The following is a 26,456-nucleotide window of genomic DNA, read 5'->3' as shown; positions in this document are numbered from 1 at the left end:
ATTACGTTTAGTGGAATCTGCGTCAGCAAGATTCGACTGTCAAGCCTTCTGATCCGAAGCTGATTCGGCCTTACGCAAGAATAGCCGCAGGCTGAGCTTGATCAGCGGTGGCGTGAGCAGCACGACGGCGAACAACCGCAGCGTTTGCAACGCCACCACCAGACCAACATCGCCGCCCGCCTCCATGGCGATGATCGACAACGAATCCAGGCCGCCCGGGCTGGTAGCGAGAAACATCGACAGGTAGTCGCGCTCCAGCAAAGCCGCGAACAACCACGCCGAAGCGGCGCAGAGCGCGATCAGCAACAGCGCGGCTGCAAGCATCATCGGCAGCTTGCGCACCACATAAACCAGCGTGGTGCGATCGAAGCGCAGCCCGACGTAACCGCCAATCAACGCGTAGGCCACCGCCATCAGCGCACCTGGCAGCGTGATCTGAAACGCGCCACTCAGTTGAGCGAATACGCCGAGCATGAGCGGACAAAGCATCAAGCCCGCCGGCACGCGCAATCCAAGTACGACACCCACCAACACCAACGCCAGGCTGAGCGCCACATCCTGCAAGTACGTAGGCACACTCGGCGGAATCGATGGAGCCTGCGTGACCACATCCGGTGCGGACGCCAGCTGATGGCCGAGTAGCGCGCTGACAGCGATCACGCAAATCAACCGCACATACTGCATGGTGGCGACAAGGCGCGGATCGGCTCCGTGGCTTTCCGACATCGACATCATCACCGGCGCGGCACCCGGTGCCGTTCCCCACAATGCGCTGCTGGGCGGAAGCCGACCGAGCCAAATGAGTGCCAATCCCGCAACCAGACTCAACAACACGGTAAGCACCGCGGCGCCAAGCATCAGCGGCCAATCCTGAAACAGTGATGCCAGCACGCCGAGCGTGATCGACTGCGCTACCAGCGCGCCGACCAAGCCGATGGAAAACTGATAAGCCCGCAACGGCACCTGCGCCGCACTGCCCATCACGCCGAAAGCGATCCCGGCAAACATCGGCCCGAGAAAGAACGCCGCCGGCAACTCGATCAACCGAAACAGCCCAGCCAACGCCCCGGCACAAAGGACCAGTGCTAGCCACTGCAGCGGCAGCGGCAGCGGACGCGGACGCGGACGCGACGTCAGCCAACTCCTGTTGCGCATCAGCTACTACTCCAACGTGTTCTGGCCGCACGGCGATCAAGCGCTATCACATCGGATTCATCATGCTTTGCGGCAACATCGTCGCCAGCTGCGGGAACGCCACCACCAGCCCAAGGCCAAGCAGCATCAATAGTACGAATGGCGCCGAGCCACGGATGATCGGCCCCATCGGCGACTGGGTAACGGCCTTGATGGTGAACAGGTTCATGCCCACCGGCGGTGTGATCATCGCCACTTCGAGGTTGATCACCAGCAGCACGCCATACCAGATCGGATCGATGCCCAGGTGCGCCATTACCGGCATGATCACCGGCGAGGTGATGAGGATGATCGCGATCGACTCGAGAAACATGCCCAGCACGAAGATCATTACCATCATCGCCAAGATGAAGCCGAGTGCGCCCATATCCATCTCGGTGACCGTCTCGACGATCTGCTGCGGCACCATCAGTTTGGTCAGCGCGTAGCTGAACACTGCCGCCGAAGCAAGGATCATGAACAGCATCGCCGAGGTGCGCGCGGCATCTTTCGCACATTCCCAGATGTCGCGCAGGCCGATGCTGCGATAGATCAGCGCGGCAATCGCCAAGGCCAGCAGGGCACCCGCCGCGGCCGCCTCGGTGGCGGTGAACACGCCCGCATACATTCCGCCGAGCACCAGAGCGGGGAGCGTGATCGCCCAACCGGACTTGCGAATCGCGACGAGCATTTCTTCGGCGCTGGCACGCGGTTCACGCTGCGCGCCGCGCTGACGGAACATGCAATAGACGCAGAAGATTCCCGCCAGCATGAAGCCTGGCACCACGCCCGCCATGAACAGCCCACTAATGGACGTATCGGTCGCCACGCCGTAGAGAATCATCGGCCCGGACGGTGGAATCAGGATGCCCAAGGTGCCGCCGGCCGCGACCAACCCGTAGGCGATTTTCGGGTCATAGCCGTAACGAATCATCTGCGGAATCGCCACCGCACCGATGGTCAGCGCTGTCGCTACACTGGAGCCGGAAATCGCTGAAAAGATCATGCAAGCAATGATGGTGGCGATGCCGACACCACCCGGCAGGTGCCGTGTCAGGGTGTACGCCGTGCTGTAAAGGTCATCGACGATTCGCCCGCGAATCATCACATGGGCCATGTAGGCGAACAGCGGGATAGCGACCAACACATACATACCAGTCTTGGCGAAGACGATATCGGAAACGATATCCAAGCCGCCCGGCTCGCCCATCAACAGCAAACCACCGAACAGCGACAGCCCGGCGAAGATCGGCAAACCAGTGAGAAGCAGCAGGATCAAGCCCACTAGCAACAGGGAAATGGCGAGCATCAGTGCTTCTCCTCTTCATGGGCCACGAAGGCCGAGGCACCACAGGCCAGGCGCAACAGGCTATCGATAGCCGCCAACGCGAGCAGGAAGCCTCCCAGCGGAATCAACAGCTGCAGCTGGTACATCGGCAGCTCAAGGTAGCCCTGCGTCACCATGCCGATGGATTTGGAGAACATCGCCGTCTGCCAGCCGTTGACGATCAGAAAAACCGACAGCACCAGCACCACGGACATCGACCATACCTGCGTCCAGCGCTGCCAGCGCGGGCTCATCATTTCGGTTACCAGATCGACCCCGATATGGCGGCCTTCACGCAGCGCACAGGCGGCGCCGAACATGACGATGCCGACCACTAGAAAGCCCACCACCTCGTCGATCCACAGCGAGGGCTGCCCAACGAAATAACGCACCACGATCGAGTAGCCGATCAGTGCCAACGCGACCAGCACGCAGATGGCGGAGAGCGCCATGGCGAAGGTGAACAGCCCGGCCACCGCCGTGCTGAAGATTCGGCAGAACGCCGGGGGGTTGATCTCATTCATCTGGCTGCTCAGATAGGCTTGCTTGGTATTCATGGCTTCACCTCGGCACGCATGCAACAGGAGCGGGAGCCGAGCGTCGCGAGCCAACCACGCTCCGCCCGTCCCCCGCACAACCGGTCAGAGTTGCTTGATCATCTCGATCAGCTGTTCACCGTCCTTGGTGGTCTTTTTGAATTCCTCCACGACGGGCGGCTGCATGATCGACACCAGTTCCTGAAGCTGCTGCGCAGAAACGACCGTCACGTCCATGCCCGTCTCCTTGAGCTTGGCTATGCCCTCAGGATCGATCTGGTCGCTCTCGGGTAGCAGTTGCCGCTCTGCAGCCTGGGCAGATTTCTCGATGCCCGCCTGCACATCGGCCGGCAGGGATGCCCACCAGCGCGGATTGACGATCAGGTTCTGCCACACGGTGATCAACGGCGTCGCGACGGCGTACTTCTGCACCTCGTAATAGCGCCTTGCATGGATGGCACTGGCGCTGCTGGCGCCCGCGTCGATCACACCGGTCTGCAGCCCTTGGTAAACCTCGGAACCCGGCATGGTCGACGGCGCCGCGCCCAAGGCAATGAAGCCGACATCGCTGAGGCGACTGAGGCCGCGGATCTTCACGCCATCGAAATCTGCCGGCGCGATCAGCGGATGTTTCTGTGAGGTGAATGTGATGTTGTTGGCGTCCAACAGCCAGCCGATGTTGAGCACACCTTTTTTCTGCAGTTTGCCGTTCAGAAAGGTTTCGGCGGACGAGTCGTAGAAATTCTCGATCTGGGCGCGGGTCGTCATCAGGCCCGGAATGCTGAACACCTGCACCTCCGGCACGGTTCCGCCCCACAGCAGGCTCACCACCGAGGCCGCTTCGACCTGGCCACGAGCTACGGCGGCGTGGTTCTGAGTTGCCTTGAACAATTGCTCGCCACCGAAGATCTGCACTTCGACCTGATCATTGGTGTTGGTTTTTACATCTTCGGCGAACTGCTCGAGCGCTTTGGCGACATGATGGGACGCCGGCAACTGATGGCTCAGGCGCATCGTGTAATCGGCTGCATGGGCCTGGGACAAGGCCGTACCGGAGAGCAGGACGGCTAACGCAAGGGCTGTCTTTTTCATGGTGGTCTCTTCTTGTAATTGTCGTTACGGCCGCCAAACCCTGTGGGGTTCGGCGGAGCGGTCTTAGAACTTGATCGTGTAGCCGAGCATCACCCGATTCTCATCGGCACCGCGCGCATAGGTCGAACGATTCGTGGCATTTCTCCAGCGCATGCTGAGGTCTTTCAGCGGCCCGCTCTGTACCACATAAGTGATGTCGGTGGTGCGCTCCCACTCACGCCCCTCCTCACCCGCAGCACGCAGCGCAGCCGCCTGTGCCGTGGCAATGTTTTCTGGGTCGACGTTGTCACCCTTGACGTAGCGCAGCGTGAAGGTCAAACCGGGAACACCGATGGCGGCGAAGTTGTAGTCGTAACGTGCATGCAGCGCGCGTTCATCTTGAAGCGCGAAATTGCTTACCTGCTGTTCGCTGAAGAGGTAGGTATCCGCTCCGCCGATGTAGGCGTAAGCGGTGTTCCCTGAAACTTTCTGGTAACCGCCGCTGATGCGGTGCCCACCCAAGGAATACCCGATCAGGCTGCTGATCACGCGGTTATCGACTTCACCCAGCGTTTCGGCCCCGGTTTCGGAGGCAGTGAAATAACGGATCTCGGTAAAGACGGAAGAGTTTTCGCTCAGCGGCATCGCGTACTTGAAGCCAAGGTAGTTGCGCCGATAGAAGTCTTCGAGTTCGCTCGTGTGCAGGCTGATCTGCATTTTTTCGATCGGCTCGAAATCGACCCCGCCGTAGGTGTAGCTGTCGCTTGTCGCGGAACCGGAGTAAGCCCCGATCTGCGCCATGGTCGTCAGGTCTTCGGAATCGGTGGAGTCCCGCTGTTTGACCTTGCCCACCTGGCCGAGGTGGAAGGTGAACTTGTCCAGGTCGCGTGAGATCAGCTGCGCGCCGGTCCAGATCTGGGGAAACAGCCGGCTGCTGTTGGACGCGAGCAGCGGCAAGGTCGGGCTGAGGCCGCCGACGAACAATTCGGTTTCGCCCATGCGCACCTTGGCGGTCAGCGAAAGCTTCGAATACTCATCCTCGGCCCGGCTATCCGCGCCGCGTGCCAGCAAGCCGGTGCCAGTACGATCAGGGCTGGAGTCGAGCTTGACGCCAAGCATACCCATCGCATCGACGCCAAAGCCGACGGTGCCTTCGGTATACCCGGATTCGAGTTTGAGGATGAACCCCTGGGCCCACTCCTCGCGCTTGGACTGCCCCGCGCCGTCGCGGAAATCGCGGCTGAAATAGTAGTTCTGGGTGTTCAGACTGCCCTTCGCGTCGCCAATGAAATCGGCAAAGGCGGACGGTACGGCGGCCATCGATGACAGCAGTAAGGACCCGGCGAGCGGAAGAGACGCTTTTCTTATCATTGTTGTGCAACCCTTTTTTATTATTGGTTTGTCCCAAGGGGACGCGTTGCCTGCTTCCAACGTATTGAAAGCAGCCGAGCATGCCTGGCCATCAGGCATGAGCCTGTTAGCCGATGCGCAGCAGCCCGTTCTTGTGTCGCTGCGCACGGGCGACGTAATCCTTGGCATTGAGGCGAAACGCAGCGGCGGCCTCTTCGGTCAGCTCGCGCACCACCTTGGCCGGCGCGCCGAGGATCAGCGAGTTGTCGGGAAATTCCTTGTTTTCGGTAACGATCGCACCAGCGCCAACCACGCAGTTGCGGCCGATCTTCGCGCCGTTGAGCACCACTGCCTGAATGCCGATCAGGCTGCCCTCGCCCACCGTGCAGCCGTGCAACATGGCCTGGTGGCCGATGGTCACGTCGCTGCCGATGCGCATCGGATAGCCCGGATCGGTGTGCAGCACCGCGCCCTCCTGTACGTTGCTGCCGTTGCCGATCTCGATCAGCTCGTTGTCGCCACGCAGCACTGCCTGCGGCCAAACGCTGGCGCCCTCGCCGAGCGCGACCTTGCCGATTACCGTGGCATCCTCGGCTACGTAAACGCTGTCGTGGATTTCCGGCCTCTGGCCTTCGAATTCATAAATCGCCATGTCTATCTCCTTGCCTTCTCGGCGGTAGTCATTCGCCGCGGAACACGCCGGCATGCTGCAATTCGTCGATCTGTGCGTCGCTGTAACCCAGCCCGCGCATGACTTCGCGTGTGTTCTCGCCAATACGCGGGATGGAGCGGCGCGGGCCCAGCCGCTGGCCGTCGAGGGAGACGGGCAGCAGCGGCATGTCGGTGTAGGAGCCGTCTTCGAGCTGAAGCTTGGCAAGCCCGCCGCTTTCGATCAGATGCGCGTCGTCGAACAATTCCTCGGGCTTGCGGATCGGCGCGAAGGGAATGCCGTTGGCTTCCAGTTGCGGCGCCAGCGCCTGGGCGTCGAAAGTGGCGAAAACTTCGCCGAGATGTGCCAGCAGCCGCGGACGCTGCAGTACGCGGTCGTTGTTGGTGGCCAGGCTCTGGTCATCGAGCAACGCCTGCTGACCGATCAGCTTGCACAGCGCTCGCCATTGGCCATCGCCAGTGGCCGCGACGAACATCTGCTCGCCGCCAGCAAAGGTGAATACGTCATAGATCGACCAGGCACTGATGCGGTTGGGCATGGGCGCCGCCGCTTCGCCGGTGACCACATACTGCTGCATATGTTGCGCCGCGAGCAGTACGCAGTTTTCGTAGAGCGCGCTCTGCACTTCGCGGCCGAGCCCGGTGCGGTTGCGCTCGTTGAGCGCGGCGAGGATGCCGATCGCACCGAACATGCCGCCCATGATGTCGTTGACCGAGCTGCCAGCACGCAATGGGCGGCCAACCGGGCCGGTCATGTAGGCCAGGCCGGCCATCATCTGCACCACTTCGTCGAGGGCCAGGCGCTTGTCGTAAGGGCCGGCAAGGAACCCTTTGAGACTGGTGTAAACGATCTTCGGGTTGCGTGCTTTGACTGCTTGATAGCCGAAGCCAAGCGAATCCATCCGGCCAGGCTTGAAGTTCTCGATAAACACATCCGCGCTGTCGAGCAGCTTCAGGACCGCATCCTTGCCTTCCGGCGTGTCGACGTCGACGGCGATGCTCTGCTTGTTACGGTTGAAGGTGCGAAAGAACCCCGCGCCGGCACCCAACAGGCGGCGAGTACCGTCGCCCTTGGTCGGCTCGATCTTGATCACCTCGGCGCCCAGGTCGCCCAGGATCATTCCGCAGGTGGGGCCCATGACCATGTGGGAAATTTCGACAACACGAATCCCGTCAAGTGGAAGACTCGACATTTCTTTACTCCAGCAATGAAAGCGCGATCAGGCGGCAGGCGGCGCCACGAAGTTCTTCGGAAGGCCGGCACGGGCGATGTAGCCGTACAGGGTTTCCCCGGGTAACGCGGCTTCGAGCACCGCGCGCGACTCGATCAGTCGTTGCAGGTCGATGCCGGTCTCATAGCCCATGCTCTGCAGCATGAACACCATGTCTTCGGTGACGGTATTGCCCGAGGCGCCCGGTGCGAATGGGCATCCGCCGAGTCCGGCGAGCGAGGCATCGAGTTCGCGAATGCCGTGCTGCACGGCGACCAGGCTGTTGGCCAGGGCCAGCCCGCGGGTGTCGTGAAAATGCGCAGCTTGCAGCTTGTCGCCGGCAATGGCGCGAACGGCGTCAATGGTTTCACCCACCTGACCCGGCGTCGCATAACCGGTGGTATCGCCCAGCGAAACCTGATCGCAACCGGTCTCAAGTACCAGGCGAACCAGCTCGCAAAGATCGGCAAGCGGCACTTCACCCTGGCGGGTACAGCCGAAGGCGGTGGACATACCGGCAACCATGACAACCCCGTTACGCCCGGAGCTGCCGCGCAAGTCGCACATCCGCCCGAATTCCTCGACCATTTCCTGCGGGCTGCGGCGTACGTTGGCGAGGCTGTGGGCGGCACTGACCGAGATCGGCGCGACGATCCGATGCGCACCGCTAGTCAGGGCGTTTTCGACACCCCGCAGGTTGGGCGCTAGGACAGTGACATTGAGGTCGGTGTAGGTGAGCGCGTGCGCCACCACTTCGCTGGCGTCGGCCATCTGCGGCAGCAGTTTGGCCGGCACGAAGGAGGCAACCTCCATGTGGCGAACGCCAGCGGCGTAGGCCGCGTCGATCCACTTGCATTTGTCGGCGGTGGGCATGGTGCGCTGGAGGCTTTGCAAGCCGTCCCGCAATCCCACCTCATTGATAGTTATTTTTGTCATGAGGTCTCTCGCAAGGCATGTCGCTTGAGGGAGAGACTAAGAAGCCTGCCACGCCGCGAAAAGACGTTATTCAAGCCTCTATCCATCGCCAACCACGATGGATGGCCAGCTCAGGCATGCTGCTAGCGGGGTACCCGTGCCAGCAGGTGATTGAGCAGTCGACGCGCCGATAGCGACAGCGCCTCGGCATCGCGGACGCAGATGACGAATTGGCCGAGTGCCCAATCATCGGTCAGCGGAATGACTCGTAGATCGAACAAGTCCGTGTAGCGACTCACCGCCTCACTCGGAAAGATGCCGAGTCCCAGCCCCACATGGATCAAGCGATAGGCCGCATCGAACGAGGACACATGGGTGCGAAAGCGCACTTCGCCTCCCGCCTGGGCGGCAGCCTGTTGCATGTAGGCGTTCAGCGTGGCGTAGGCGGACAGGCCCAGGTGGTCGTAATCCAGCGTTTCGGCAAAGGCGAGTTGAGTGCGCCCGGCCAGGGGATGATCGCCGTTGACGACGACGGCTAGATGGTCGCTGCGGTAGTCGATGAATTCGAGATCACCAGCGACCATGGACTTGCGGCACACACCGAGGTCCGCCTGCCCCTCCGCAACGCCACGCACCACATCGGGACTGAAGCGCTCTTCGATATCGACATGGATATGCGCATTTTCCAGCATGAAATCCGACAGTTCCTCAGGCAGGAACTCGATGATCGACGACACGTTGGCGAGAATCTTTACGTGTCCACGCGCGCCCTCGGCGTACTCGCTTAGCTCGCCTTGCAGGCGCTCCATACTGCGCAACAGTTGCCGAGCGTGCCGCAGAAGGGCCTGGCCAGCAGGGGTCGGCACCACGCCTTTCTTGCTACGCAACAGCATCGGCGTGCCGATATCCGCCTCTATGTCAGCGATTCGCTTGCTGACGGCCGAGGGCGCGATGAACTCCCGCTCGCTGGCTTTGCTGATGGCTCCCTCTTCGCACACCGCGATGAACAGCCGAAGCGATACCGGATCGATATGCCACATGTCGAGTCATCCTGATTGGAGGGGCCAGAGCCTACCGAAAAAGCAATCGGCCTGCTCCTTCGCTAACGCTCGAGCCTTTCATCCGCCGCCCAGAACGAATCGCAGGGTGGCGTTGCCGAAAGCACAACGAGAAAGCGAGCAAAGGAGATCACCATGAATCGGCTTTTCGACAAGACCGCTCCGCAAAACGTGCATGGTTGGGAGCGCACCGCGTCAGTGGCGGGCGGCTTGATGCTGTTGGGCAAAGGGCTGCGTCGCGGCGGCATCAGCGGTTTGCTGCAGCTCGCAATGGGCGGCATGGCGTTGGCACGTGGCATCAGCGGACGCTGCGAGGCCAAGCGCATACTGACCGAGACCGAACAGCAGCATCGCACTCAAGACCTGGCCAACAAGCAGCGTTATAGCCATATGCCGCTCGACTCGGAAGTGCACAGCCCAGACTTCGTAGAGCCCGAAGTGAAGCTACCGGACACCACCCCGATGGGGCATGAAACCCACCCGGGTGAGCAACGCACCAGCTAAAGCGGCGCAGGCAGGTCGATCGTTATTCACTGCCAGCTCAAGTTGATGGACCAGTTTGCTGACGCACGACGGGTCCTCGACTTGGAAGGGCAGTTCTAACTGAAACTACAGCAATCCGCTTCGCACCAGTGCGTTCGAGAGCGCCGCCGAACGGCAATTGTCGGCATTTTGGCGGCATGGTATTTATGCGACGTGATTTCGTCACATTTCGTAAAACTCTCAGGATGACACTAATGGACGCTATAAAGCTCGACGGCGAAGAAGCTGGACACTGGGGAGTGGTTTATTCCTACGGCAGCGTGTTAGCGGTGTTCGATAACGAGCAGGAAGCTCAGAACGAAGCCGCCTCCTTTGGCGGCGCAGCCGTTCAGCTTGCTCGGAGCGTTTGGACTGCGCTTTGCACGGTCCCTCTGAGCACAACGGCGCCGAGCTAACCGGTCAGTTGCCGATCTGTCAGCGCGCTCCGTCTCCCATCCTGCTCATCTGAGTGCTTGCTGGATGTCGTCAACCACGGGCGATACATCGATCCGCTGAAACACTTTCTCGCGCTGCTGCAGCACGATATCCAGCACGCGGCTGGGTTGAATGTCGATGTCGTCGAAGGTGATCAACTGCCCAGGCTCGACGGCTCTTTTGAGCACCGTGTTGCGGAGCAAACCGATGGGGACATGGTTAGGCTCATCGGCGAGCCGCACCGCTTCGCCACGCACATCGAAGCCTCCGATACCACGACCGATCACGTCGCCCGACTTCATGACCCGCTTGGCTATCGCCGCGACGCCCAGGGTCGGTTCGGTCGCGTTGTTCAGCAGTACGCCGCCTCCGGCCAGCACTCGACGGACTGTTTTTCCGACTTCGAGCGAGCATAGATGGAAAGGACGCGTCAGCACGTAATACGGACCGGGGCCCAGCTTGAAATACTCGATCGCCGGTGCCTGGGCTTCATCGTGGCGACACACCAGAAAAACCCCACCAGCCGGATAACCGCTGGGCACGACATAGTCGACGATGGGCTGCCCGATGCCGTCCGCAATCAGGCCAAGGACGCTTGCACTGAGGTTCAGGTCGGTTGAAGCCACCCCTTCCAGACCTTGACGGGAAATGGTCGCGCCGAAACCGTTACCGACCACCGCCTGCTCGATCTGCACCTTGGTGCCATCGGTGAAGGATGTGGTCTGCTCGATGCTGATACCCTGCCGTTTGGCCCAGTAGGCCATGTCTTCGGGTGTCGGGTTGTGGTTCAGATAGCCCTTCATGTTGCCGTAGACGAGCGGCTTGAAGCCCATCTGCAAGGCGTCTTCTCGCAACGCAGCGAGGGAGCCCGGCTGATCACCTTCGGCTTCGGTCAGCAACCCCTTGCCTGATAGATAAGAACCGGTGGTGACCTGAAGTTCGGCATTGACCGTGACCACCGGCAGCCCGGCTTCGAATGCGCGCTCGATGACTTCCGTTCCGAAGAACACATCGCCCGTGCACTCGACGATGATGTCCGAGTTCGAAATGAGCTCATCAACGGAGTTGGTTAACGTATCTCGCAGCGGGAAGTCGCTCAGCGTTCCAATGTTCCTGCGAGTCAGAACCCGACTGATCTGCAGATCCTTGTAGTGCTGCATGATCAGCCGGACGAAGCAATGCGAAATCATCCCTGTGCCTGAAACACCCACTCGTCTAACTGCTGATTCGCCCATAACGAAAGTCCCTTTGGTTTTGCGTGAAGCTCAGACTGTTACATTTGGAAAAAGTTTAAAACGGGTAGCTTTACCGCTGGCTTGCTCCTTGCGCGCACTCGAAGCGAGTCAGGCATGGCCCAGCCGCCTCGTTTTGTGGGTGAGTCCGGAACGGCACGCGACTTGGCGCCGGCCCGAAAAGCGTCGCTGGGATGTCGCTCATGTGCCTGATCACATGCCGCAGCTCGTCGCGCCATGGTTTGGGCCTGATGCCAAAGGTGTCCTCGATCCGGCTGCAATCGAGAACCGACCAGGCCGGCCGGGCCGCGGCGCGCGGTAGGCTTCCGCTCGTCACCGGCAGCACCTGCGGCGCTTTGTCTATCAAGCCGGTCCGTTCCGCTTCACGGAAAATCTCGACGGCGAACTCGGCCCACGAGCACGACGACAATCCACTGTAGTGGTACAGCCCCCATTCCAAATCACCATCGCGGCAATAGCGCAACGCGAGCTCGATCAACACCCTGGCGACGCTTCGTGAGCGAGTCGGGCAGCCGACCTGATCGCTTACGACAGATATCTCGTTCGTTTTGCGGCCGAGATTAAGCATCGTCTGCACGAAGTTGTTGCCATGCTCGCCGTAGATCCAGCTGGTGCGCAGTATCAGATATCGATCCAGGGTTTCGCTGATGACGACCTCCCCCGCCCGCCGCGTTTTGCCATAGACGCAGATCGGCAGGGCCGGGTCGGTCTCTCGATAAGGCTGCGAGCCATCACCCGAAAAGACATATTCACTGGACAGGTGAAACAGCGGAATGCCGAACCGCTTGGCGGCCTGGGCCAGATTTCCAGCGCCGTCGCGATTCACCGCTTCGGCATGCGCGACCTCCGCCTCGGCATGATCGAGATTGGTATAGGCCGCCGCGTTGATGATCAGCGCCGGCCGGTAGCGCTCGATCGCCTGGGCAATTTGCTCAGAAGATGTGATGTCGACGTCTTTATGCAGCAGGCCGATGGCTTCCAGCCCAAAACTCGGAGCTTGGTTGACCAGACAGCGCCCCACCTGCCCGCCTGCGCCGCATACCAGCACGCGCATGTTCGTTCTGAACGATCGGGGTTGTTTCGATTCAGCATCGGTTGATTGCATTGCGCCCCAATCAGCCTCGATTGATTCAATGGCCGGAAGCGGCGAAGTCTCGACGACCTTCGACGTAACGGTCGTCGGCACCGGGATCAACTCGCGTACGCTGACGCCAAGCGTTTCCAGCGGCGAATCGGCGGCTTCCGGCTCCGGTGCGAAGCGGGCGCTTTCGAGCAGACCTTTCGCCACGATCTTCGCCTTGGCGAACTGACCGCGCTGAAGCATGCGAGCCACCTGCCCCAAGCGGGAAAACAACAAGCCCAGGACGCGACGCTTGCGAAAGTATTTACGCGCCACGAACAACTCGTTGCGCACCAGATGCCGATGCAACGCGACCCGGTTCGGGTCGGTTTCCCGAAGGATATCGATGGCGCCGCTGACCCGTCGCATATGCAGCACCCTGCTTGCCGTTACCAAGTAACCGGGTATGTCCTGACTGATACGCATGGTGAATTCGGTATCGTCGCCCCACATAAACATGGACGCGATGGGCAAGCCGTGGCGTTGCAGCGATGCTCTGGGCACCAGGATCGAGACGAAGGTTGCGGGACGAACCGGAACCACACCGATGTCGAGCAGTTCCGGCCAGTTTTCATAGTCGATTTCATTGGTCCGTTCGTCGATGCGCGGAACGTTGGTCAACAGCCCTTCGCTGGTATGGGCTTTGGAGACCAGAAACGAGTGCGGCTTGCCTTGAGCGCGCAATTGCTCATCGGCCTCGAGCAGCTTCTGCAAGGCGTCCGGCTCGGGAATCACATCGTCATCCATCATCCAGACAAAGTCGGCGCCCTGCTGATAGGCGAGACGGAATCCAGCACTGAAGCCTCCCGATGCTCCGGTATTGTGCGAGAGGACATACACCTTGAGGTTCGCCAGCCCCGTCTGGAGCAGCATCTCCTCGGTCCCGTCATTGCTGGCATTGTCGACGACGATGATGCCGTCGCAAGGTCGGGTCTGGGCATTGATCCCATCCAGGCAACGCGCTAGCAAATCCTTGCGCTTGTACGAGAGTACGACGGCGAATATCTGATCCATTGAGGCGCTCGGCATCTAGTCAAGAAGGCGGTGGGGATTCCAACCGAACAGTCGAACAACGACCTGATCGCATGAGCGGCAGGAGTGCGCTGCGGTGGCGTCATGGGCCTTTGGCCATGGCGCTCAGCTCTGACCTAGGAGGAAGAACGGGGTTCAGTAAAGTGCAACGAAATGTGGCCAAACGCTTTCAGCCGTACGCCTGGCCTGTTGAGCAACAGACGCAACGGGCCGGCTAACCCTCACGCTGGACTCGGGTACACAAAGCCGCCATCACGTTACGCCTCGTTCGACGCAGCCAACACGGACTCCGCGCAGACGTCCCATACGCGACCCGAACTCAACGCGTCAGCCCTGTTCACATAAATAGATAGCCAAGACGGAGAAGCAGAATGAAAAGATCTTTATTGACCTTGGTCAGTCTGGCGTTCGCGCTCCCTGCCCTCGGGCAAGAGCCCTTGGTAACCACACGCTTGAACGGCATGGACCTCGAACTGGAAGAACTTGGTGTGCCGGAAGCGTCCTCGAGCAAGGTCGATCTGAAGGGCGTCCCGGCCATCAAGGTGACCAATCGCAGCCAGGAAATAGCCTCGTGCCAGTTTCACGCCTTGCCTGAAGAAACCGTGATGACGGCGACCCCGGTGGTTTCGATCAGCCCTAACGAGCAAGCGGTCATGCGCGTGCCAGGCAAATATTCCGCTGGTGGACCAATCGCCTTGCTGGTGTGCAAGCCCGAAGGCGCTTCGCTTCGTTGACCCTACTCGCGCAGCCGAAACCACAAATCCGCGACACCGGGAGAAATCGAATAGCGGCGACTTGAATCAAGACGAGTTCAACAGCTTCCGCGATGAAGGTTGGCTCGACGTCTGACGTCGTTGCGTAGCGCTTTATCGGCGATGTAGCCGCCCCCTCGATGGGGCGGCTCTATTTTGGGTCTCTTGATCCCCCTCGCCCTCTACGTACACCCGCTGCTGTTCTCCGTATCGATGGAACATCACGCGCCCCACACGCTCCCACCTTGAACTGCCCTGACGATCCATCGGAGACCGCGATGCCCCAGCAATCGCAACACAACCGCAGCATTCGCCTCGCCTCACGCCCTAGCGGCGCACCCACGCCGGACAACTTCAGCTTGGAAACCAGCCCGGTGCCGAGCCCCGAAGACGGTCAGCTGTTGTTGCGCACCGTCTATCTCTCGCTGGACCCTTACATGCGCGGCCGAATGAGCGCCGGGCCGTCCTACGCACCACCGATGGAAGTGGGCGATGTCATGGTCGGTGGTACGGTCTGCCGGGTCGTCGAGTCCCGTCACCCTGATTATCAGGAAGATGACTGGGTGCTCAGCAGCAACGGCTGGCAGGACTATGCCCTGTCGGGCGGCGAAGGGTTGCTCAAGCTCGGTCGCGAAATGCAGCACCCCTCCCATGCCTTGGGCGTGCTCGGCATGCCGGGCTTTACCGCTTACATGGGGCTGCTCGACATCGGCCAGCCGAAACCCGGAGAAACGCTGGTGGTGGCGGCCGCCACCGGGCCAGTCGGCGCCACGGTTGGCCAGATCGGCAAGCTGAGAGGCTGTCGTGTGGTGGGCGTTGCCGGCGGTCCCGATAAATGCCGTCACGCCGTGCAGACGCTCGGTTTCGACGCGTGCATCGATCATCGCGCCGACGATTTCACCCAGCAATTGGCCGAGCGATGCCCTGACGGCATCGACATTTATTTCGAGAACGTGGGTGGCAAGGTATTCGATGCGGTGTTACCGCTGCTCAACACCAGCGCGCGAGTGCCGGTGTGCGGCGTAGTCGCGCAGTACAACAGCACCGACCTGCCGGACGGGCCGGACCGTCTGCCGTTGCTACTCGATACCATCCTGAAAAAGCGTATGCGCATGCAGGGTTTCATCATCTTCAACGACTATGGCCATCGCTATGACGAGTTCGCCCGAGACATGAGCGCCTGGTATGCCGAGGGCAAGATCAAGTACCGCGAGCAGATTGTGCAAGGGTTGGAAAACGCACCCGAGGCATTCATCGGGCTGCTTGAAGGCAAGAACTTCGGCAAGCTGGTGGTGCAGGTGGGCGATGCCTGAGTAGCCTGCCGCTGCCGCAGCGCTTTATTTTGGTGGGCTAAAGCCCACCCTACGCGTTGGACATTGCCAACTGGCATTGCTGCCGCGGCGCTTTCCCTGGTGGGCTAAAAGCCCGCCCTGCCTCGGTGAGCGCCGGACAGTTGTTGTTGAGCGCTGCTTGGTCTTCAGGTAAGCCCTCGCCTACGCCTCAAACCAAATCAGCCCTGGCTCAGCCCAGCCGACACATCGCAACGGCGAGCATCTCTGGCCTGCTGCTGGTGCGGCGGACGGACGCCAGGAATCGGATTAGCCAGGCGGATCTTCAGAAACTCGGTCACGTCCGCCGCCAGGGCTCGCCCGCCGCCGCCCGGGAAGTTGTTGTCGTTGGTCACCAGCAAGGTGCGCGAATCCAGCGGCAACACGCTTTCAATGGTCACGTAGGGAAAGGTGAATGTCCGTTGCCCGTCGCCGTTCAGGTCATCGGGATCGGCCAGTTGCATGAGATCGACGACTTCGGTCTTGCGCACTTCCCCGCCACTGGCGACACCGCGGGTTTCGATCAGGTAGATTTTCTTGAACGGAGCGCCGTTGGTGGCGGTTGCGTTGTTGCGCTCGATGATCAGGAATCGCGTCTCATCGATCGCAGTCATGTCACCGATGGCGTGTTCGGGTTCCTGCAGGCGGTAGAAGAACACCTTACCGGTGTAGCGCTCCTGATCGATGTCGAACTCGTTGATACGCAAGGTACCGGCCGCATCACCGCTGACAGCCTTTTCCAGCAGCGCGTACAACCGGTCCCCGCGAGGGTTGATCGCCATGCCTTCGAAACCGCCGGTCCCGCCCAGGTTGGCGGTTGCTCGCCCCGCCACCACATCGGCATGCTGCGGCGCGTAGACACCGGGCAGTGAGATGGCGCTGCGAGTGACGGTGCCCGACGCATCGGTCTTGATCAGGTATGGCCCGAACTCGTCGCCAAACCACATCGCGCAATTCTTGTCTCGGCGCACCGATTCGATGTCCAGGTCAGCGCCCGTCAACAGGCGGCCGAAATCGATTGCACTGTCGACGCGTGGCTTGGAGCCGTCGTTGTAATAAAAGCGGTAATCGGCCTGGATCGGCAGCTCAAGCTTCTGGTTGATGTCGTTAAGCGTGAGGCGCGACGTGTGGGTGAAGCGAGCCAGTGGCGCACCGCTGAGATAGTCGCTCGCACTGACTTTGCCGCTGCCGCCGTTGGCGGTACGGAAATCGGGCCGCACGCTGTAGAGCCGCAACAGCGTGTCGGCGGAGTTCGTCTGCCCACCGAAGCCGTTGTCGGTCATGAATATGAAGCTGTTTTCATCCGCGCCCGGCAGCACTGCGGAAAAGCCTTGCACCGGCTGGCGATTCTCATACGGTGGCGCAAAGGTGCCGTAAGGGTTGGCGCTGGCCATCTGACCCGATGTCGGACCGTCGGAAAAGGTGTCGGCGGGCATCATCGCCCAGCCTACCAGGGTGTTGCTGGCGGCCATCGCAGGGGCGGAGATCGCAGCGGCAAGCGCCACGACCAGCGGCTTCGGGATTCGCATGAGTCAGTGTCTCCATCCGGTCGGAGCCAGCGCCGCGCGACATGCACGACGCTCTGGCATCGGAGAACAACCTTAGGAAGCGACTGTGTCAGGAATATGGCTAAAGCTGACGCAGCGTCGGCAAGCTGACGCTAGACCACTCAGTTGCACGATGCAACTCGGTCTCAAGCTGGCGTCTCAGGCCACCTCATGTCCACGTGCCGCCTGAGCGAGATAGAACCAGGCCTGAGTATCCAGCCGCAGCTCGGCGCCCTCCAGGGCTTCCTCGATTCGATCCCAACGCAGGCTGCCGAGGATGGGCACTGGCTTGCCGGGCAGCTTGCGCAACCAGGCCAGCGCGACCTGATTGGCAGTAGCGCCCGATGCCGCGCCGACCTCTTCAAGCGCCTGTTGTAGCGCCGGGCTGAAACGGCCACCTGCCAACGGTGACCATGCCAGCACATGCAGGCCCTCACTTTCCATGGCATGCAGGCGCCCGTCCCATACGGTCTCCTGGGCTTGCAGCGACAACTCGATCTGGTTGCAGCGCAGGGGCAGTTCGCGCGCCAGCGTTTGGCAGTGCAGCAACTCGGCATTGGATACGCCGAGCCAACCAACCTTGCCGCTGCCGACCAGGTCGTTCAGCGCCCGGGCAACCTCATCGACCTGCAGCAAAGGGTCCGGCCGATGCAGCAGGAAGCCGTCCAGGCGCTCCACGCCGAGCCGCTTCAGAGACCCGTCGACCGCCTCGGTAAGGTACGCCGCTTGGGTGTTGTAATGCTTGACCTGCCAGCGAGAGCGATCTTGCGAAGCTGGCACGATGTCAGCCTTACCGATCAATTGAATCTGCTGACGCAGCGCCGGCTGCAGTTTCAGCGCGGCGCCAAAATGCGTCTCGCATTCTCCAGCGCCATAGATGTCAGCGTGGTCGAAAGCGCTCACGCCACGCTCGACACAGCGATCCAAAAAGCTCAGCAGTGCCTGCGGCTGCGCCAACTCTGGGTATTGCATCAGACGCATCATGCCCAGCAGCAAAGGTTGTTCGACGACCTTGTTCAAGTGATCTCCGCGATTGGTGAAAGAGGCATAAGGCAACGGTGAAGATGCCAGGCCTTGTAAGTGGATGTACTGACCGAACCCGCGAGGCAAGGTTCGGCTCCGAAGGTTAGCTCGGTGCCAATGACAATGTTCTGCGTATCGCCCCAAAAAAGGGACCGTCGAGCGAGTACCGCACTCTTGTGGGTCAATGTCGCGCACTGACGAGCGGAGCCTGTCGTGTCTGCCGTTAGCGCTATTGGTGGGCTGAAGCCCACCCTACGGCATTGGAAGGCTTGTAGGGTGGGCTTCAGCCCACCAACACCTGGCAGCGGCTCTCTCCGCCCTGACATCTCACCCGTCGCTGGCACGCAACCTGCTATGCCACATACAAAGCCTGCCGATCGATTCGGCGGAGCGTCCCGCAGGTCAACGTAGATCATCAGCCGCAAGCGGCACGGGACGGGTGAACCGAGCAACGCGGCTCGGACCTCATCTAACCAAAATCCATGAATACCAGGCAAAGGCGCCTGGAGCTGCCCCTCAGCTCCAGGCGCCTTTTTTGTTTTTGTACGACGACGCCGCAAACGGCTTCGACGGAGGAACCGGTCATGAACGCAATCGTCACCCCGATCAAGAGTGAAACGCTGGTCGTCATCGGCAACGGCATGGTGGGTCATCACTGCGTCGAGCAGCTGATCGAGCGCGGTGCTCTGGGCCAGTACCAGCTGCATGTGTACGGCGAGGAGCGTCAGAGAGCCTATGACCGGGTGCATCTGTCCGAATACTTCGGCGGCCGCGATGCCGACTCCCTGGCGATGTGCGACGCCAATTACTACGTCATCCATGGCGTGCATGTTCACCTCGGCGTGCAGGTGTTGGAGATCGACAGGCAGCGCAAGGAAGTGGTCACCACCGAAGGCCGGCAGGCCTACGACAAACTGATCCTGGCGACCGGTTCCTACCCCTTCGTACCGCCGATTCCGGGTGCCGAGGGCAATTCGCGTCTGGTCTACCGCACCCTGGATGACCTCGACGCCATCCGCACCGCGGCCAGCAATGCCAAGCGTGGCGTCGTCGTCGGAGGCGGCCTGCTCGGTCTGGAAGCTGCCAATGCGCTCAAATCCCTCGGCCTCGAAGCATACGTGGTCGAATTTGCCCCGCGCCTGATGCCGGTTCAGCTGGATGAAGAAGGCGGCAAGGCGCTCAAGGCACGCATCGAGTCGCTGGGCGTCGGCGTGCACCTGTCGCGCGCCACGCAGGAGATCGTCATCGGCGAGGAATATGCCTACCGGATGAACTTCAACGATGGCGACTTTCTAGAAGCCGATCTGATCGTTTTCTCCGCCGGCATCCGCCCGCAGGATGCACTGGCCCGTAGCGCGGAGCTGGACATCGCACCACGCGGCGGCATCGTGATCGATGCCGACTACCGCACCAGCGACCCGTCGATCTTCGCCATCGGCGAATGCGCCTCCTGGAACGGCATGGTCTTCGGCCTGGTTGCGCCGGGCTACACCATGGCGCGTAACGTCGCCGCCCTGCTCACTGGCGAACCGCACCAGCCGTTCAGCGGTGCGGACATGTCGACCAAGCTCAAGCTGCTCGGCGTCGATGTAGGCTCCATCGGCGATGCGCATGCCGCCACGCCGGGCGCCAAGAGCTACCGTTTCATCGACGAAGCCAACGCCAGCTACCGCCGCCTGGTACTGTCCGAAGACGGCAAGCGCGTCATCGGGGCCGTGCTGATCGGCGACAACAGCTACTACGACACCCTGCTGCAATACGCGCAGAACGGCATCAAGCCGCCGGCCGACCCGTCCAGCCTGATCCTGCCGCTGTCCGACGGCGCACCGACCCTGGGTGCCGAAGCCCTGCCCGATACCGCCACTATTTGCTCCTGCCACAACGTCGACAAAGGCGCGGTGTGCTGCCAGGTCGACGCCGGCATCACCGACCTCGGCGAACTGAAGGCTGCGACCAAGGCCGGCACTGGCTGCGGGGGTTGCAGCGCGCTGCTCAAGCAGGTCTTTGAACATGAGCTGACCGCCCGCGGCGTCGAAGTCGACAAGAGTCTGTGCGAGCACTTTGCTCACACCCGTCAGGAGCTGTACGGCATCGTCCGCGTCGAGGGCATCATCAGTTTCAACGAACTACTGGCCAAGCACGGCCGCGGCCACACCGGTTGCGATATCTGCAAGCCGGCGGTGGGCTCGATTCTCGCGTCCTGCTGGAATCAGCCGATCACCGATCCAGGGATGATCCCGCTGCAAGACACCAACGACACCTTCATGGCGAACATGCAGAAGAACGGCACCTACTCGGTAGTGCCGCGCATCGCCGGTGGTGAAATCACCCCGGACAAGCTGATCGCCCTTGGCGCGGTCGCCAAGAAATACGACCTCTACACCAAGATCACCGGAGGCCAGCGCATCGACCTATTCGGCGCTCAGCTGCACGAGCTGCCGGATATCTGGAGCGAGCTGATCGAGGCTGGCTTCGAAACCGGTCACGCCTACGGCAAGTCGCTGCGCACGGTGAAGTCCTGCGTCGGCAGCACCTGGTGCCGCTACGGCGTGCAGGACAGCGTCGGCATGGCGCTGCGCCTGGAAGATCGCTACAAGGGCCTGCGTTCGCCGCACAAGATCAAGTTCGGCGTCTCCGGCTGCACCCGCGAATGCGCCGAGGCGCAGAGCAAGGACATCGGCGTGATCGCTACCGAAAACGGCTGGAACCTGTATGTCGCGGGCAACGGCGGCATGCGTCCGCGTCACGCCGAGCTGTTCGCCACCGACCTCGATGACGAAACCCTGGTTCGCTACATCGACCGCTTCCTGATGTTCTACATCCGCACCGCGGACAAGCTGCAGCGCACCTCGGTCTGGCGCGAGTCGCTCGAAGGCGGCCTCGACTACCTCAAGGAAGTCATCATCGACGACAGCCTGAATCTCGCCGCCGAGCTGGAAGCGCAGATGCAGCTGGTGGTCGATCGCTACGAATGCGAATGGGCCAACGCCATCAACGATCCTGAGAAGCTCAAGCGCTTCCGCACCTTCGTCAACGACCAGCGCGGCGACCCGGACATCCATTTCGTCAAGGAACGTGGCCAGCGCCGTCCGGTGCACGCGTCCGAACTCCACCTGATTCCCGTAACCGAGGAGATGCTCTGATGAGCCAGCCCAACGCTGTACGCATGCAACCGAGTGAATCCGCCAGCTGGCGGGCGCTGTGCAGCCGCCGCGATCTGGTCGCCAATTCAGGCGTGGTCGCCTGGCTGGACGGCGAACAGGTGGCGCTGTTTCACGTGCCTGAAACGGAGACCGGCGAGCAGGTTTTCGCCATCGCCAACAAGGACCCGAAATCGGGCGCCAATGTCATCGGTCGGGGGATTCTGGGCCAGCTCAAGGGCGACCTAGTCATCGCATCGCCGCTGTACAAGCAGCACTTCCGCCTGGCCGACGGCAGCTGCCTGGAGTATCCGGAACAACAATTGCGAGTATGGCCAGTACGCCTAAATGGCGATGCAGTGGAAATAGCCGCAGCCTAACTGCGGCGCGACACAACGAGTAGCGATACGCCAACGGCAGGCCAAGACCTGCTTTGCCAACACAACCAGAGAATCAGAAATGTCCTATCTCGTTCCTTCGGAATTCGTTACCAAGATGGTCGACTCCGGTGAGTCGAAAATCTTTATGTCCACGCGGGACACCTTGATCCGAGCATTTATGGCCGGTGCGATCCTGGCGCTGGCCGCCGTGTTCGCCGTGACCGTCACGGTACAAACCGGCTCGCCGCTGGTGGGCGCCATGCTGTTTCCAGTCGGTTTCATCATGCTCTATCTGATGGGCTTCGATCTGCTCACCGGCGTCTTCGTCCTGGCTCCATTGGCCCTGTTGGACAAGCGTCCGGGCGTGACGGTTAACGGTGTGCTGCGCAACTGGGGGCTGGTGTTCGTCGGTAACTTTGCCGGGGCGCTGCTGGTCGCGTTCATGATGGCCTTTATGTTCACTACCGGGTTCTCCACCGATCCGGGTCCGATCGGAGAAAAAATCTCCACCATCGGTGAAGCACGCACATTGGGGTACGCCGAATTCGGTGCAGCCGGCTGGTTCACCATCTTTCTGCGCGGGATGCTGTGCAATTGGATGGTCTCGATGGGTGTGGTCGGGGCAATAATTTCCACGACCGTAGGCGGCAAGGCCATCGCCATGTGGATGCCCATCATGCTGTTCTTCTTCATGGGCTTTGAGCACTCGGTGGTGAACATGTTTCTGTTCCCCTCCGCCATGATCATGGGCGGCGACTTCTCGATCATGGATTACATGCTTTGGAACGAGATCCCCACGGCGCTGGGCAATCTGGTCGGCGGTCTGGCCTTCACTGGTCTGACGCTTTACACCACTCACGTCAAGACGGGCGCCAAACGCGCATTGGTGCGCTGATAGATGACGGCAAACCCCGGAGCGACCGGGGTTTGCTACATGCCATGAACAGCCAACTCAAGGTTTCGGTGGGCCAACACACCGACAAGGGCCGCAAGGAAAGCAATCAGGATTTCCACGGCGTCTATATTCCCAAAGAACCGCAACTGAGCAGCAAGGGCATTGCCATCGCGCTCGCCGATGGCATCAGCAGCAGCGCCGTCAGCCATATCGCCAGCGAATCGGCGGTTACCGGATTCTTTGCCGACTATTTCTGCACCTCCGACGCCTGGACGGTAAAGACCTCGGCGCAACGCGTATTGGCGGCGACCAACTCCTGGCTGCATGCGCAAAGCCAGCAGAGCCAGTACCGTTACGACAAGGACCGCGGCTACGTCTGCACTTTCAGCGCGATGGTCATCAAGTCGACCACCGCGCACCTTTTCCATGCCGGCGACTCACGCATCTATCGCGTCCAGGGCAATGCGCTGGAACAGCTGACCAACGATCATCGGATGTGGGTCACGGAAGACAAAAGCTACCTAAGCCGGGCGTTGGGCATTCATTCACAGCTGGAACTGGACTACCGCGCCGAGCAGGTCGAGGTGGGCGACACCTTTATTCTGGCAACCGATGGCGTCTACGAATTCGTCAGCGCGTCGTCGATGCTTCAGGCCATCGCAGATAATCCGGACGATCTTGATGCAGCTGCGCGGGAAATCGTCGCCCAGGCGTTGCAACAGGGCAGCGACGACAACCTCACGGTACAGATACTGCGTATCGACGAGCTGCCGATCAGGGCGGCGGACGAACTCTACCTGCAACTCACTGAACTGCCCTTCCCGCCCATCCTGGAGGCGCGAGCCCGGTTCGACGGCTACACCATCGTTCGCGAAGTGCACGCCAGTAGCCGCAGTCATGTTTACCTGGCGACCGACGACGACAACCAAACGCCGGTGATCATAAAGACGCCATCGATCGACCTGCAGCGGGACGTGCAATACCTCGAACGCTTTCTTACCGAAGAATGGGTCGCGCGGCGCATCGAGAGCGCCCACGTGGCCAAGCCATGCCTGCAGACCCGCAAGCGCAACTTTCTCTATAGCGTGACCGAGTTCGTCGAAGGCCAGACGCTGACCCAGTGGATGATCGACCACCCCAGGCCGGACCTGGAAACGGTTCGCGGTATCGTCGAGCAGATCGCCAAAGGGCTACGCGCGTTTCACCGACTGGAGATGCTGCATCAGGACCTGCGGCCGGAGAACATCATGATCGACGCCACCGGCACGGTGAAAATCATCGACTTCGGCTCGACCCGTGTCGCCGGCATCATGGAGATCGCTTCGCCCATCGGACGCGGCGATCTGCTCGGCACCGCTCAATACACCGCGCCGGAATACTTCCTCGGCGAAAGTGGCACTCCCCGCTCGGATATGTTTTCGCTGGCAGTCATTACTTATCAGATGCTCACCGGCAATTTGCCCTACGGCGCTGCGGTCGCCCGCTGTCGCACCCGCGCGGCGCAGAACAAGCTCAGCTACAGCCCGATTCGCGAGCATGACCGCGAGGTACCGGCGTGGATCGATGATGTACTGCGCAAGGCAGTGCACCCTGACCCTTACAAGCGCTACGAGGACTTGTCCGAGTTCGTGTTCGAGTTGCGCCAGCCCAACCAGGCCTTTCTCAACAAAGCCAGGCCGCCGCTGATGGAGCGCAACCCGGTGCTGTTCTGGAAAAGCGTTTCGCTAGTGCTGGCCATTACGGTGGTCGTGCTGATGGTGCGTTGAGGTCTGCAAACTTTCGGCCCGTTGCGATGCCTCACTCGGAGCGCTGCGGCGCGTAGACGTTGAGCTGAGGATCGGTGACACCGTCTTTCGACGGGTCGAGAATCCAGCGCAATTGGGTGACCAGCTCCTCGCAGTTTTCGCCGCGCTGCAACCAATCCTGAAAAGCGATCCGCGCGCCCGACAGCGCCGCCTCCGTAACGTGCTCGGCCTCGGTCGTAGGGACGCCGGGTTGCCAATTATCGAATACGGCCTTGAGGGCTTGCTGCGCTTCTTCGGCCCCCAACTCCCCGTCCGACCAGCGCGATGTGATGTCCTGAGCCTGTTGCAAGGCGGTTACCGAGGGGTTAGACGATTCCATTTTTCAGGCTCCTCCAACGAATTTTGTCTAGCTTGGAGTCCGGCTGCGTCGGTGAATTCGTCTCCGCCTATCAGACCGCAGCGCCGCTGGTAGGTATTTGACGGCGATTCCAGGCCATCAAACCTCTAAGGACGACTGCCGCTCGGCTCCTGGCCGGAACGTCCGCGCACGATGGGCTGCCAGATGATGAACAGTGCTGGATTTGCGCCTGGCTGCTTGTCCGTTCCGCTCACTAATGGCGGCGAGGCCCGATCCCGTCCCGGCGGCACACGATAAATCCCCTTACGCATTGGAACCTGCCCCATGCACCTGATCCAACTACTGCTCCCGCTTTACGACAATGACGGGCAAGCCTTGCCTAAATCACTGTTCGCCGAGGTGCGCGACGAACTCATGCAGCAGTTCGGCGGCCTGACCGCTCACACCCGCGCGCCAGTCAACGGATTGTGGCTTGAGGATGACAACGCGGCCGTGCGCGACGACCTGATCATTTACGAAGTGCTGGCGCCCGAACTCAATCGCTCCTGGTGGAGCGACTACCGAACTTCGCTGGAAACCCGCTTCCGTCAGGAGCAGGTGTTGATCCAGGCGCATCCGGTCGAGCGGCTATAACGGTGTTCAGCCTCCTTCCCGCCGCTTGGTTAAAGCCAGAGCCGAACGTCATGCCGGGTCGCGCCCAGCACTGCATGAAATGATGAAATTTAATGAACCCTCAAGGCGTCCCGCTGTCAGTCCAGTCTGCAGCCCTACAGGGGGTCACGTGCCCAACCCCTGGGATAAGACATTCTCCCAATCGGCACATCCGTACGTCTGCTGTTCGCCCCATCCCGGCATGCTGGTCAACTCGCCAGCGCCGGGTCGTTTGTTTTCGGCCCGTTCACCGGGGCCTTCATTTTTCAACGCGAAGACCGCCAATGTCCTTATCTCGCCATCGTCTCGCTCTTCTATCCCGTTTTACTTGGTTGACCACTCAGAGCCGCGTCGTTCGTGTCGGTGTGTTCGGCACCCTGCTGGCCGTCGTCGCACCGGCCCAAGCCCAGCAAGCGACCAACGATCGCTGGGTCAGCGATACCTTGAGCACCTACGTACGCAGCGGCCCAACCGACGGCTATCGCATCGTCGGTAGTCTTACGTCAGGGCAGAAAGTCGAGTTGCTCGATACCCAGGGCGACTACAGCCAGGTTCGCGGCGAGAACGGCGATCGCGTCTGGATCCGCAGCAGTGATCTGCAAGAAATTCCCGGCCAGGCCGAGCGCCTGCCGCAGCTCGAGCAGCAGGTCGCCGAACTCAGTGAAGAATTAAAGACAATCGACGACAACTGGAAGGCCCGCGTGCAAGGCATGCAAGAGACCTTGGACTCACGCAAGGCCTTGATCGATGAGCTGGAAGCGCGCCGCAGAGCGCTCGACGAAGCACTCACGGCTACCGAGTCGGACCTGCGCGACGCCCAGGCTCGGCTGGGTGACGAGAACAATCAGGTGCTGATGCGCTACATGGTTTACGGCGGCAGCATCGCCGGCGCGGGCTTGCTGGCCGGGTTGATCATTCCGGCCATGACGCGCGGGCGCAAGCGCAACGACCGTTGGTTCTAGCCC

Annotated in this window: 23 protein-coding genes; 9 read left to right on the top strand and 14 right to left on the bottom strand. The window is 61.0% G+C overall.

The window, feature by feature from the left end; translation table 11 throughout:
• Window positions 1-39: 39 nt before the first annotated feature.
• From V6943_RS17300 to V6943_RS17260, 9 genes are all read right to left on the bottom strand, one after another.
• Entirely contained in the window at window positions 40-1,155 is a 1,116-nt protein-coding gene (locus tag V6943_RS17300) for an AbrB family transcriptional regulator (protein ID WP_340554851.1), read from the bottom strand.
• A gap of 46 nt (window positions 1,156-1,201) precedes the next feature.
• Entirely contained in the window at window positions 1,202-2,482 is a 1,281-nt protein-coding gene (locus V6943_RS17295; protein ID WP_181104256.1) for a TRAP transporter large permease, read from the bottom strand.
• On the bottom strand, window positions 2,482-3,057 hold the full coding sequence (locus V6943_RS17290; protein WP_131651606.1) for a TRAP transporter small permease: 576 nt from the start codon (window positions 3,055-3,057) through the stop codon (window positions 2,482-2,484). Before V6943_RS17290 ends, V6943_RS17295 begins: the two co-directional genes overlap by 1 nt.
• A gap of 84 nt (window positions 3,058-3,141) precedes the next feature.
• Entirely contained in the window at window positions 3,142-4,128 is a 987-nt protein-coding gene (gene dctP / locus V6943_RS17285) for a TRAP transporter substrate-binding protein DctP (protein WP_340554850.1), read from the bottom strand.
• A gap of 63 nt (window positions 4,129-4,191) precedes the next feature.
• The gene (locus V6943_RS17280) at window positions 4,192-5,427 is read right to left on the bottom strand and encodes an OprD family porin (RefSeq protein ID WP_340554849.1); all 1,236 of its coding nucleotides are present in this window, start codon (window positions 5,425-5,427) and stop codon (window positions 4,192-4,194) included.
• A gap of 157 nt (window positions 5,428-5,584) precedes the next feature.
• Entirely contained in the window at window positions 5,585-6,109 is a 525-nt protein-coding gene (locus V6943_RS17275) for a gamma carbonic anhydrase family protein (RefSeq protein ID WP_131651609.1), read from the bottom strand.
• Between the two features lie 28 nt (window positions 6,110-6,137).
• A complete protein-coding gene (locus V6943_RS17270; protein ID WP_131651610.1) occupies window positions 6,138-7,319 on the bottom strand; it encodes a CaiB/BaiF CoA transferase family protein in 1,182 nt (393 codons plus the stop codon).
• Window positions 7,320-7,346: 27 nt separating this feature from the next.
• A complete protein-coding gene (locus tag V6943_RS17265) occupies window positions 7,347-8,273 on the bottom strand; it encodes a hydroxymethylglutaryl-CoA lyase (protein ID WP_340554848.1) in 927 nt (308 codons plus the stop codon).
• A gap of 122 nt (window positions 8,274-8,395) precedes the next feature.
• The gene (locus V6943_RS17260; RefSeq protein WP_131651612.1) at window positions 8,396-9,292 is read right to left on the bottom strand and encodes a LysR substrate-binding domain-containing protein; all 897 of its coding nucleotides are present in this window, start codon (window positions 9,290-9,292) and stop codon (window positions 8,396-8,398) included.
• A gap of 153 nt (window positions 9,293-9,445) precedes the next feature.
• On the opposite strand from V6943_RS17260, the gene V6943_RS17255 reads away from it, so the two are divergent.
• A complete protein-coding gene (locus V6943_RS17255; RefSeq protein WP_181104269.1) occupies window positions 9,446-9,814 on the top strand; it encodes a YgaP-like transmembrane domain in 369 nt (122 codons plus the stop codon).
• Window positions 9,815-10,293: 479 nt separating this feature from the next.
• Here the strand turns inward: V6943_RS17255 and V6943_RS17250 are convergent, their stop codons facing one another.
• Window positions 10,294-11,457, bottom strand: coding sequence for an NAD(P)-dependent oxidoreductase (locus V6943_RS17250; protein ID WP_340554847.1), 1,164 nt, complete (start codon window positions 11,455-11,457; stop codon window positions 10,294-10,296).
• Between the two features lie 115 nt (window positions 11,458-11,572).
• Window positions 11,573-13,654 carry a dTDP-4-dehydrorhamnose reductase gene (gene rfbD, locus V6943_RS17245; protein WP_340554846.1) on the bottom strand — a complete coding sequence of 694 codons (2,082 nt, stop codon included), beginning with the start codon at window positions 13,652-13,654 and terminating at the stop codon, window positions 11,573-11,575.
• A gap of 389 nt (window positions 13,655-14,043) precedes the next feature.
• Between rfbD and V6943_RS17240 the strand changes: the two genes are divergently transcribed.
• Complete coding sequence (locus V6943_RS17240; protein WP_340554845.1) at window positions 14,044-14,406, top strand: hypothetical protein; 363 nt, start codon at window positions 14,044-14,046, stop codon at window positions 14,404-14,406.
• A 296-nt stretch (window positions 14,407-14,702) separates the two neighbouring features.
• Window positions 14,703-15,737, top strand: coding sequence for an NADP-dependent oxidoreductase (locus V6943_RS17235; RefSeq protein WP_340554844.1), 1,035 nt, complete (start codon window positions 14,703-14,705; stop codon window positions 15,735-15,737).
• A 197-nt stretch (window positions 15,738-15,934) separates the two neighbouring features.
• On the opposite strand, the gene V6943_RS17230 is transcribed toward V6943_RS17235, so the two are convergent.
• Together V6943_RS17230 and V6943_RS17225 are read right to left on the bottom strand one after the other, a co-directional pair.
• Entirely contained in the window at window positions 15,935-17,281 is a 1,347-nt protein-coding gene (locus tag V6943_RS17230) for an esterase-like activity of phytase family protein (RefSeq protein WP_340554843.1), read from the bottom strand.
• A 177-nt stretch (window positions 17,282-17,458) separates the two neighbouring features.
• Complete coding sequence (locus tag V6943_RS17225) at window positions 17,459-18,283, bottom strand: aldo/keto reductase (protein WP_340555019.1); 825 nt, start codon at window positions 18,281-18,283, stop codon at window positions 17,459-17,461.
• A gap of 623 nt (window positions 18,284-18,906) precedes the next feature.
• Between V6943_RS17225 and nirB the strand changes: the two genes are divergently transcribed.
• The 4 genes from nirB to V6943_RS17205 all read left to right on the top strand — a co-directional run bounded on the left by nirB (window position 18,907) and on the right by V6943_RS17205 (window position 24,503).
• Window positions 18,907-21,465 carry a nitrite reductase large subunit NirB gene (gene nirB, locus V6943_RS17220; protein ID WP_340554842.1) on the top strand — a complete coding sequence of 853 codons (2,559 nt, stop codon included), beginning with the start codon at window positions 18,907-18,909 and terminating at the stop codon, window positions 21,463-21,465.
• Window positions 21,465-21,842, top strand: a complete 378-nt coding sequence (gene nirD / locus V6943_RS17215) for a nitrite reductase small subunit NirD (RefSeq protein ID WP_181104282.1) — start codon at window positions 21,465-21,467, stop codon at window positions 21,840-21,842. The genes nirB and nirD overlap by 1 nt, the downstream gene beginning before the upstream one ends.
• A gap of 79 nt (window positions 21,843-21,921) precedes the next feature.
• A complete protein-coding gene (locus tag V6943_RS17210; protein WP_340554841.1) occupies window positions 21,922-22,737 on the top strand; it encodes a formate/nitrite transporter family protein in 816 nt (271 codons plus the stop codon).
• A 44-nt stretch (window positions 22,738-22,781) separates the two neighbouring features.
• A complete protein-coding gene (locus V6943_RS17205; protein WP_340554840.1) occupies window positions 22,782-24,503 on the top strand; it encodes a bifunctional protein-serine/threonine kinase/phosphatase in 1,722 nt (573 codons plus the stop codon).
• 31 nt (window positions 24,504-24,534) lie between these two features.
• Here the strand turns inward: V6943_RS17205 and V6943_RS17200 are convergent, their stop codons facing one another.
• Window positions 24,535-24,861 (bottom strand): hypothetical protein, encoded by a 327-nt coding sequence (locus tag V6943_RS17200; RefSeq protein ID WP_131651624.1) that lies wholly within the window; start codon window positions 24,859-24,861, stop codon window positions 24,535-24,537.
• 303 nt (window positions 24,862-25,164) lie between these two features.
• Between V6943_RS17200 and V6943_RS17195 the strand changes: the two genes are divergently transcribed.
• Both V6943_RS17195 and V6943_RS17190 read left to right on the top strand, forming a co-directional pair.
• Complete coding sequence (locus V6943_RS17195; protein WP_131651625.1) at window positions 25,165-25,473, top strand: hypothetical protein; 309 nt, start codon at window positions 25,165-25,167, stop codon at window positions 25,471-25,473.
• Between the two features lie 302 nt (window positions 25,474-25,775).
• Entirely contained in the window at window positions 25,776-26,453 is a 678-nt protein-coding gene (locus V6943_RS17190; RefSeq protein WP_197445169.1) for a TIGR04211 family SH3 domain-containing protein, read from the top strand.
• Window positions 26,454-26,456: the final 3 nt, after the last annotated feature.

Source organism: Pseudomonas sp. CBC3, from assembly GCF_037967085.1.
Classification (GTDB): domain Bacteria; phylum Pseudomonadota; class Gammaproteobacteria; order Pseudomonadales; family Pseudomonadaceae; genus Stutzerimonas.
The sequence above is the reverse complement of the archived record's forward strand: the minus strand, read 5'-3'. Positions and strand labels throughout refer to the sequence as shown.

What these genes read in the sequence shown, in the direction of transcription:
- nirB (WP_340554842.1), top strand. Translation starts at nt 18,907, where the DNA reads ATGAACGCAATCGTCACCCCGATCAAGAGTGAAACGCTGGTCGTCATC.
- V6943_RS17290 (WP_131651606.1), bottom strand. Translation starts at nt 3,057, where the DNA reads ATGAATACCAAGCAAGCCTATCTGAGCAGCCAGATGAATGAGATCAAC.
- V6943_RS17250 (WP_340554847.1), bottom strand. Translation starts at nt 11,457, where the DNA reads ATGATTTCGCATTGCTTCGTCCGGCTGATCATGCAGCACTACAAGGAT.
- dctP (WP_340554850.1), bottom strand. Translation starts at nt 4,128, where the DNA reads ATGAAAAAGACAGCCCTTGCGTTAGCCGTCCTGCTCTCCGGTACGGCC.
- V6943_RS17190 (WP_197445169.1), top strand. Translation starts at nt 25,776, where the DNA reads ATGTCCTTATCTCGCCATCGTCTCGCTCTTCTATCCCGTTTTACTTGG.
- V6943_RS17240 (WP_340554845.1), top strand. Translation starts at nt 14,044, where the DNA reads ATGAAAAGATCTTTATTGACCTTGGTCAGTCTGGCGTTCGCGCTCCCT.
- V6943_RS17260 (WP_131651612.1), bottom strand. Translation starts at nt 9,292, where the DNA reads ATGTGGCATATCGATCCGGTATCGCTTCGGCTGTTCATCGCGGTGTGC.
- V6943_RS17210 (WP_340554841.1), top strand. Translation starts at nt 21,922, where the DNA reads ATGTCCTATCTCGTTCCTTCGGAATTCGTTACCAAGATGGTCGACTCC.
- V6943_RS17235 (WP_340554844.1), top strand. Translation starts at nt 14,703, where the DNA reads ATGCCCCAGCAATCGCAACACAACCGCAGCATTCGCCTCGCCTCACGC.
- V6943_RS17275 (WP_131651609.1), bottom strand. Translation starts at nt 6,109, where the DNA reads ATGGCGATTTATGAATTCGAAGGCCAGAGGCCGGAAATCCACGACAGC.
- V6943_RS17295 (WP_181104256.1), bottom strand. Translation starts at nt 2,482, where the DNA reads ATGCTCGCCATTTCCCTGTTGCTAGTGGGCTTGATCCTGCTGCTTCTC.
- V6943_RS17195 (WP_131651625.1), top strand. Translation starts at nt 25,165, where the DNA reads ATGCACCTGATCCAACTACTGCTCCCGCTTTACGACAATGACGGGCAA.
- V6943_RS17255 (WP_181104269.1), top strand. Translation starts at nt 9,446, where the DNA reads ATGAATCGGCTTTTCGACAAGACCGCTCCGCAAAACGTGCATGGTTGG.
- V6943_RS17280 (WP_340554849.1), bottom strand. Translation starts at nt 5,427, where the DNA reads ATGGCCGCCGTACCGTCCGCCTTTGCCGATTTCATTGGCGACGCGAAG.
- V6943_RS17300 (WP_340554851.1), bottom strand. Translation starts at nt 1,155, where the DNA reads ATGCGCAACAGGAGTTGGCTGACGTCGCGTCCGCGTCCGCGTCCGCTG.
- V6943_RS17200 (WP_131651624.1), bottom strand. Translation starts at nt 24,861, where the DNA reads ATGGAATCGTCTAACCCCTCGGTAACCGCCTTGCAACAGGCTCAGGAC.
- V6943_RS17265 (WP_340554848.1), bottom strand. Translation starts at nt 8,273, where the DNA reads ATGACAAAAATAACTATCAATGAGGTGGGATTGCGGGACGGCTTGCAA.
- nirD (WP_181104282.1), top strand. Translation starts at nt 21,465, where the DNA reads ATGAGCCAGCCCAACGCTGTACGCATGCAACCGAGTGAATCCGCCAGC.
- rfbD (WP_340554846.1), bottom strand. Translation starts at nt 13,654, where the DNA reads ATGGATCAGATATTCGCCGTCGTACTCTCGTACAAGCGCAAGGATTTG.
- V6943_RS17270 (WP_131651610.1), bottom strand. Translation starts at nt 7,319, where the DNA reads ATGTCGAGTCTTCCACTTGACGGGATTCGTGTTGTCGAAATTTCCCAC.
- V6943_RS17205 (WP_340554840.1), top strand. Translation starts at nt 22,782, where the DNA reads ATGAACAGCCAACTCAAGGTTTCGGTGGGCCAACACACCGACAAGGGC.
- V6943_RS17230 (WP_340554843.1), bottom strand. Translation starts at nt 17,281, where the DNA reads ATGCGAATCCCGAAGCCGCTGGTCGTGGCGCTTGCCGCTGCGATCTCC.
- V6943_RS17225 (WP_340555019.1), bottom strand. Translation starts at nt 18,283, where the DNA reads ATGATGCGTCTGATGCAATACCCAGAGTTGGCGCAGCCGCAGGCACTG.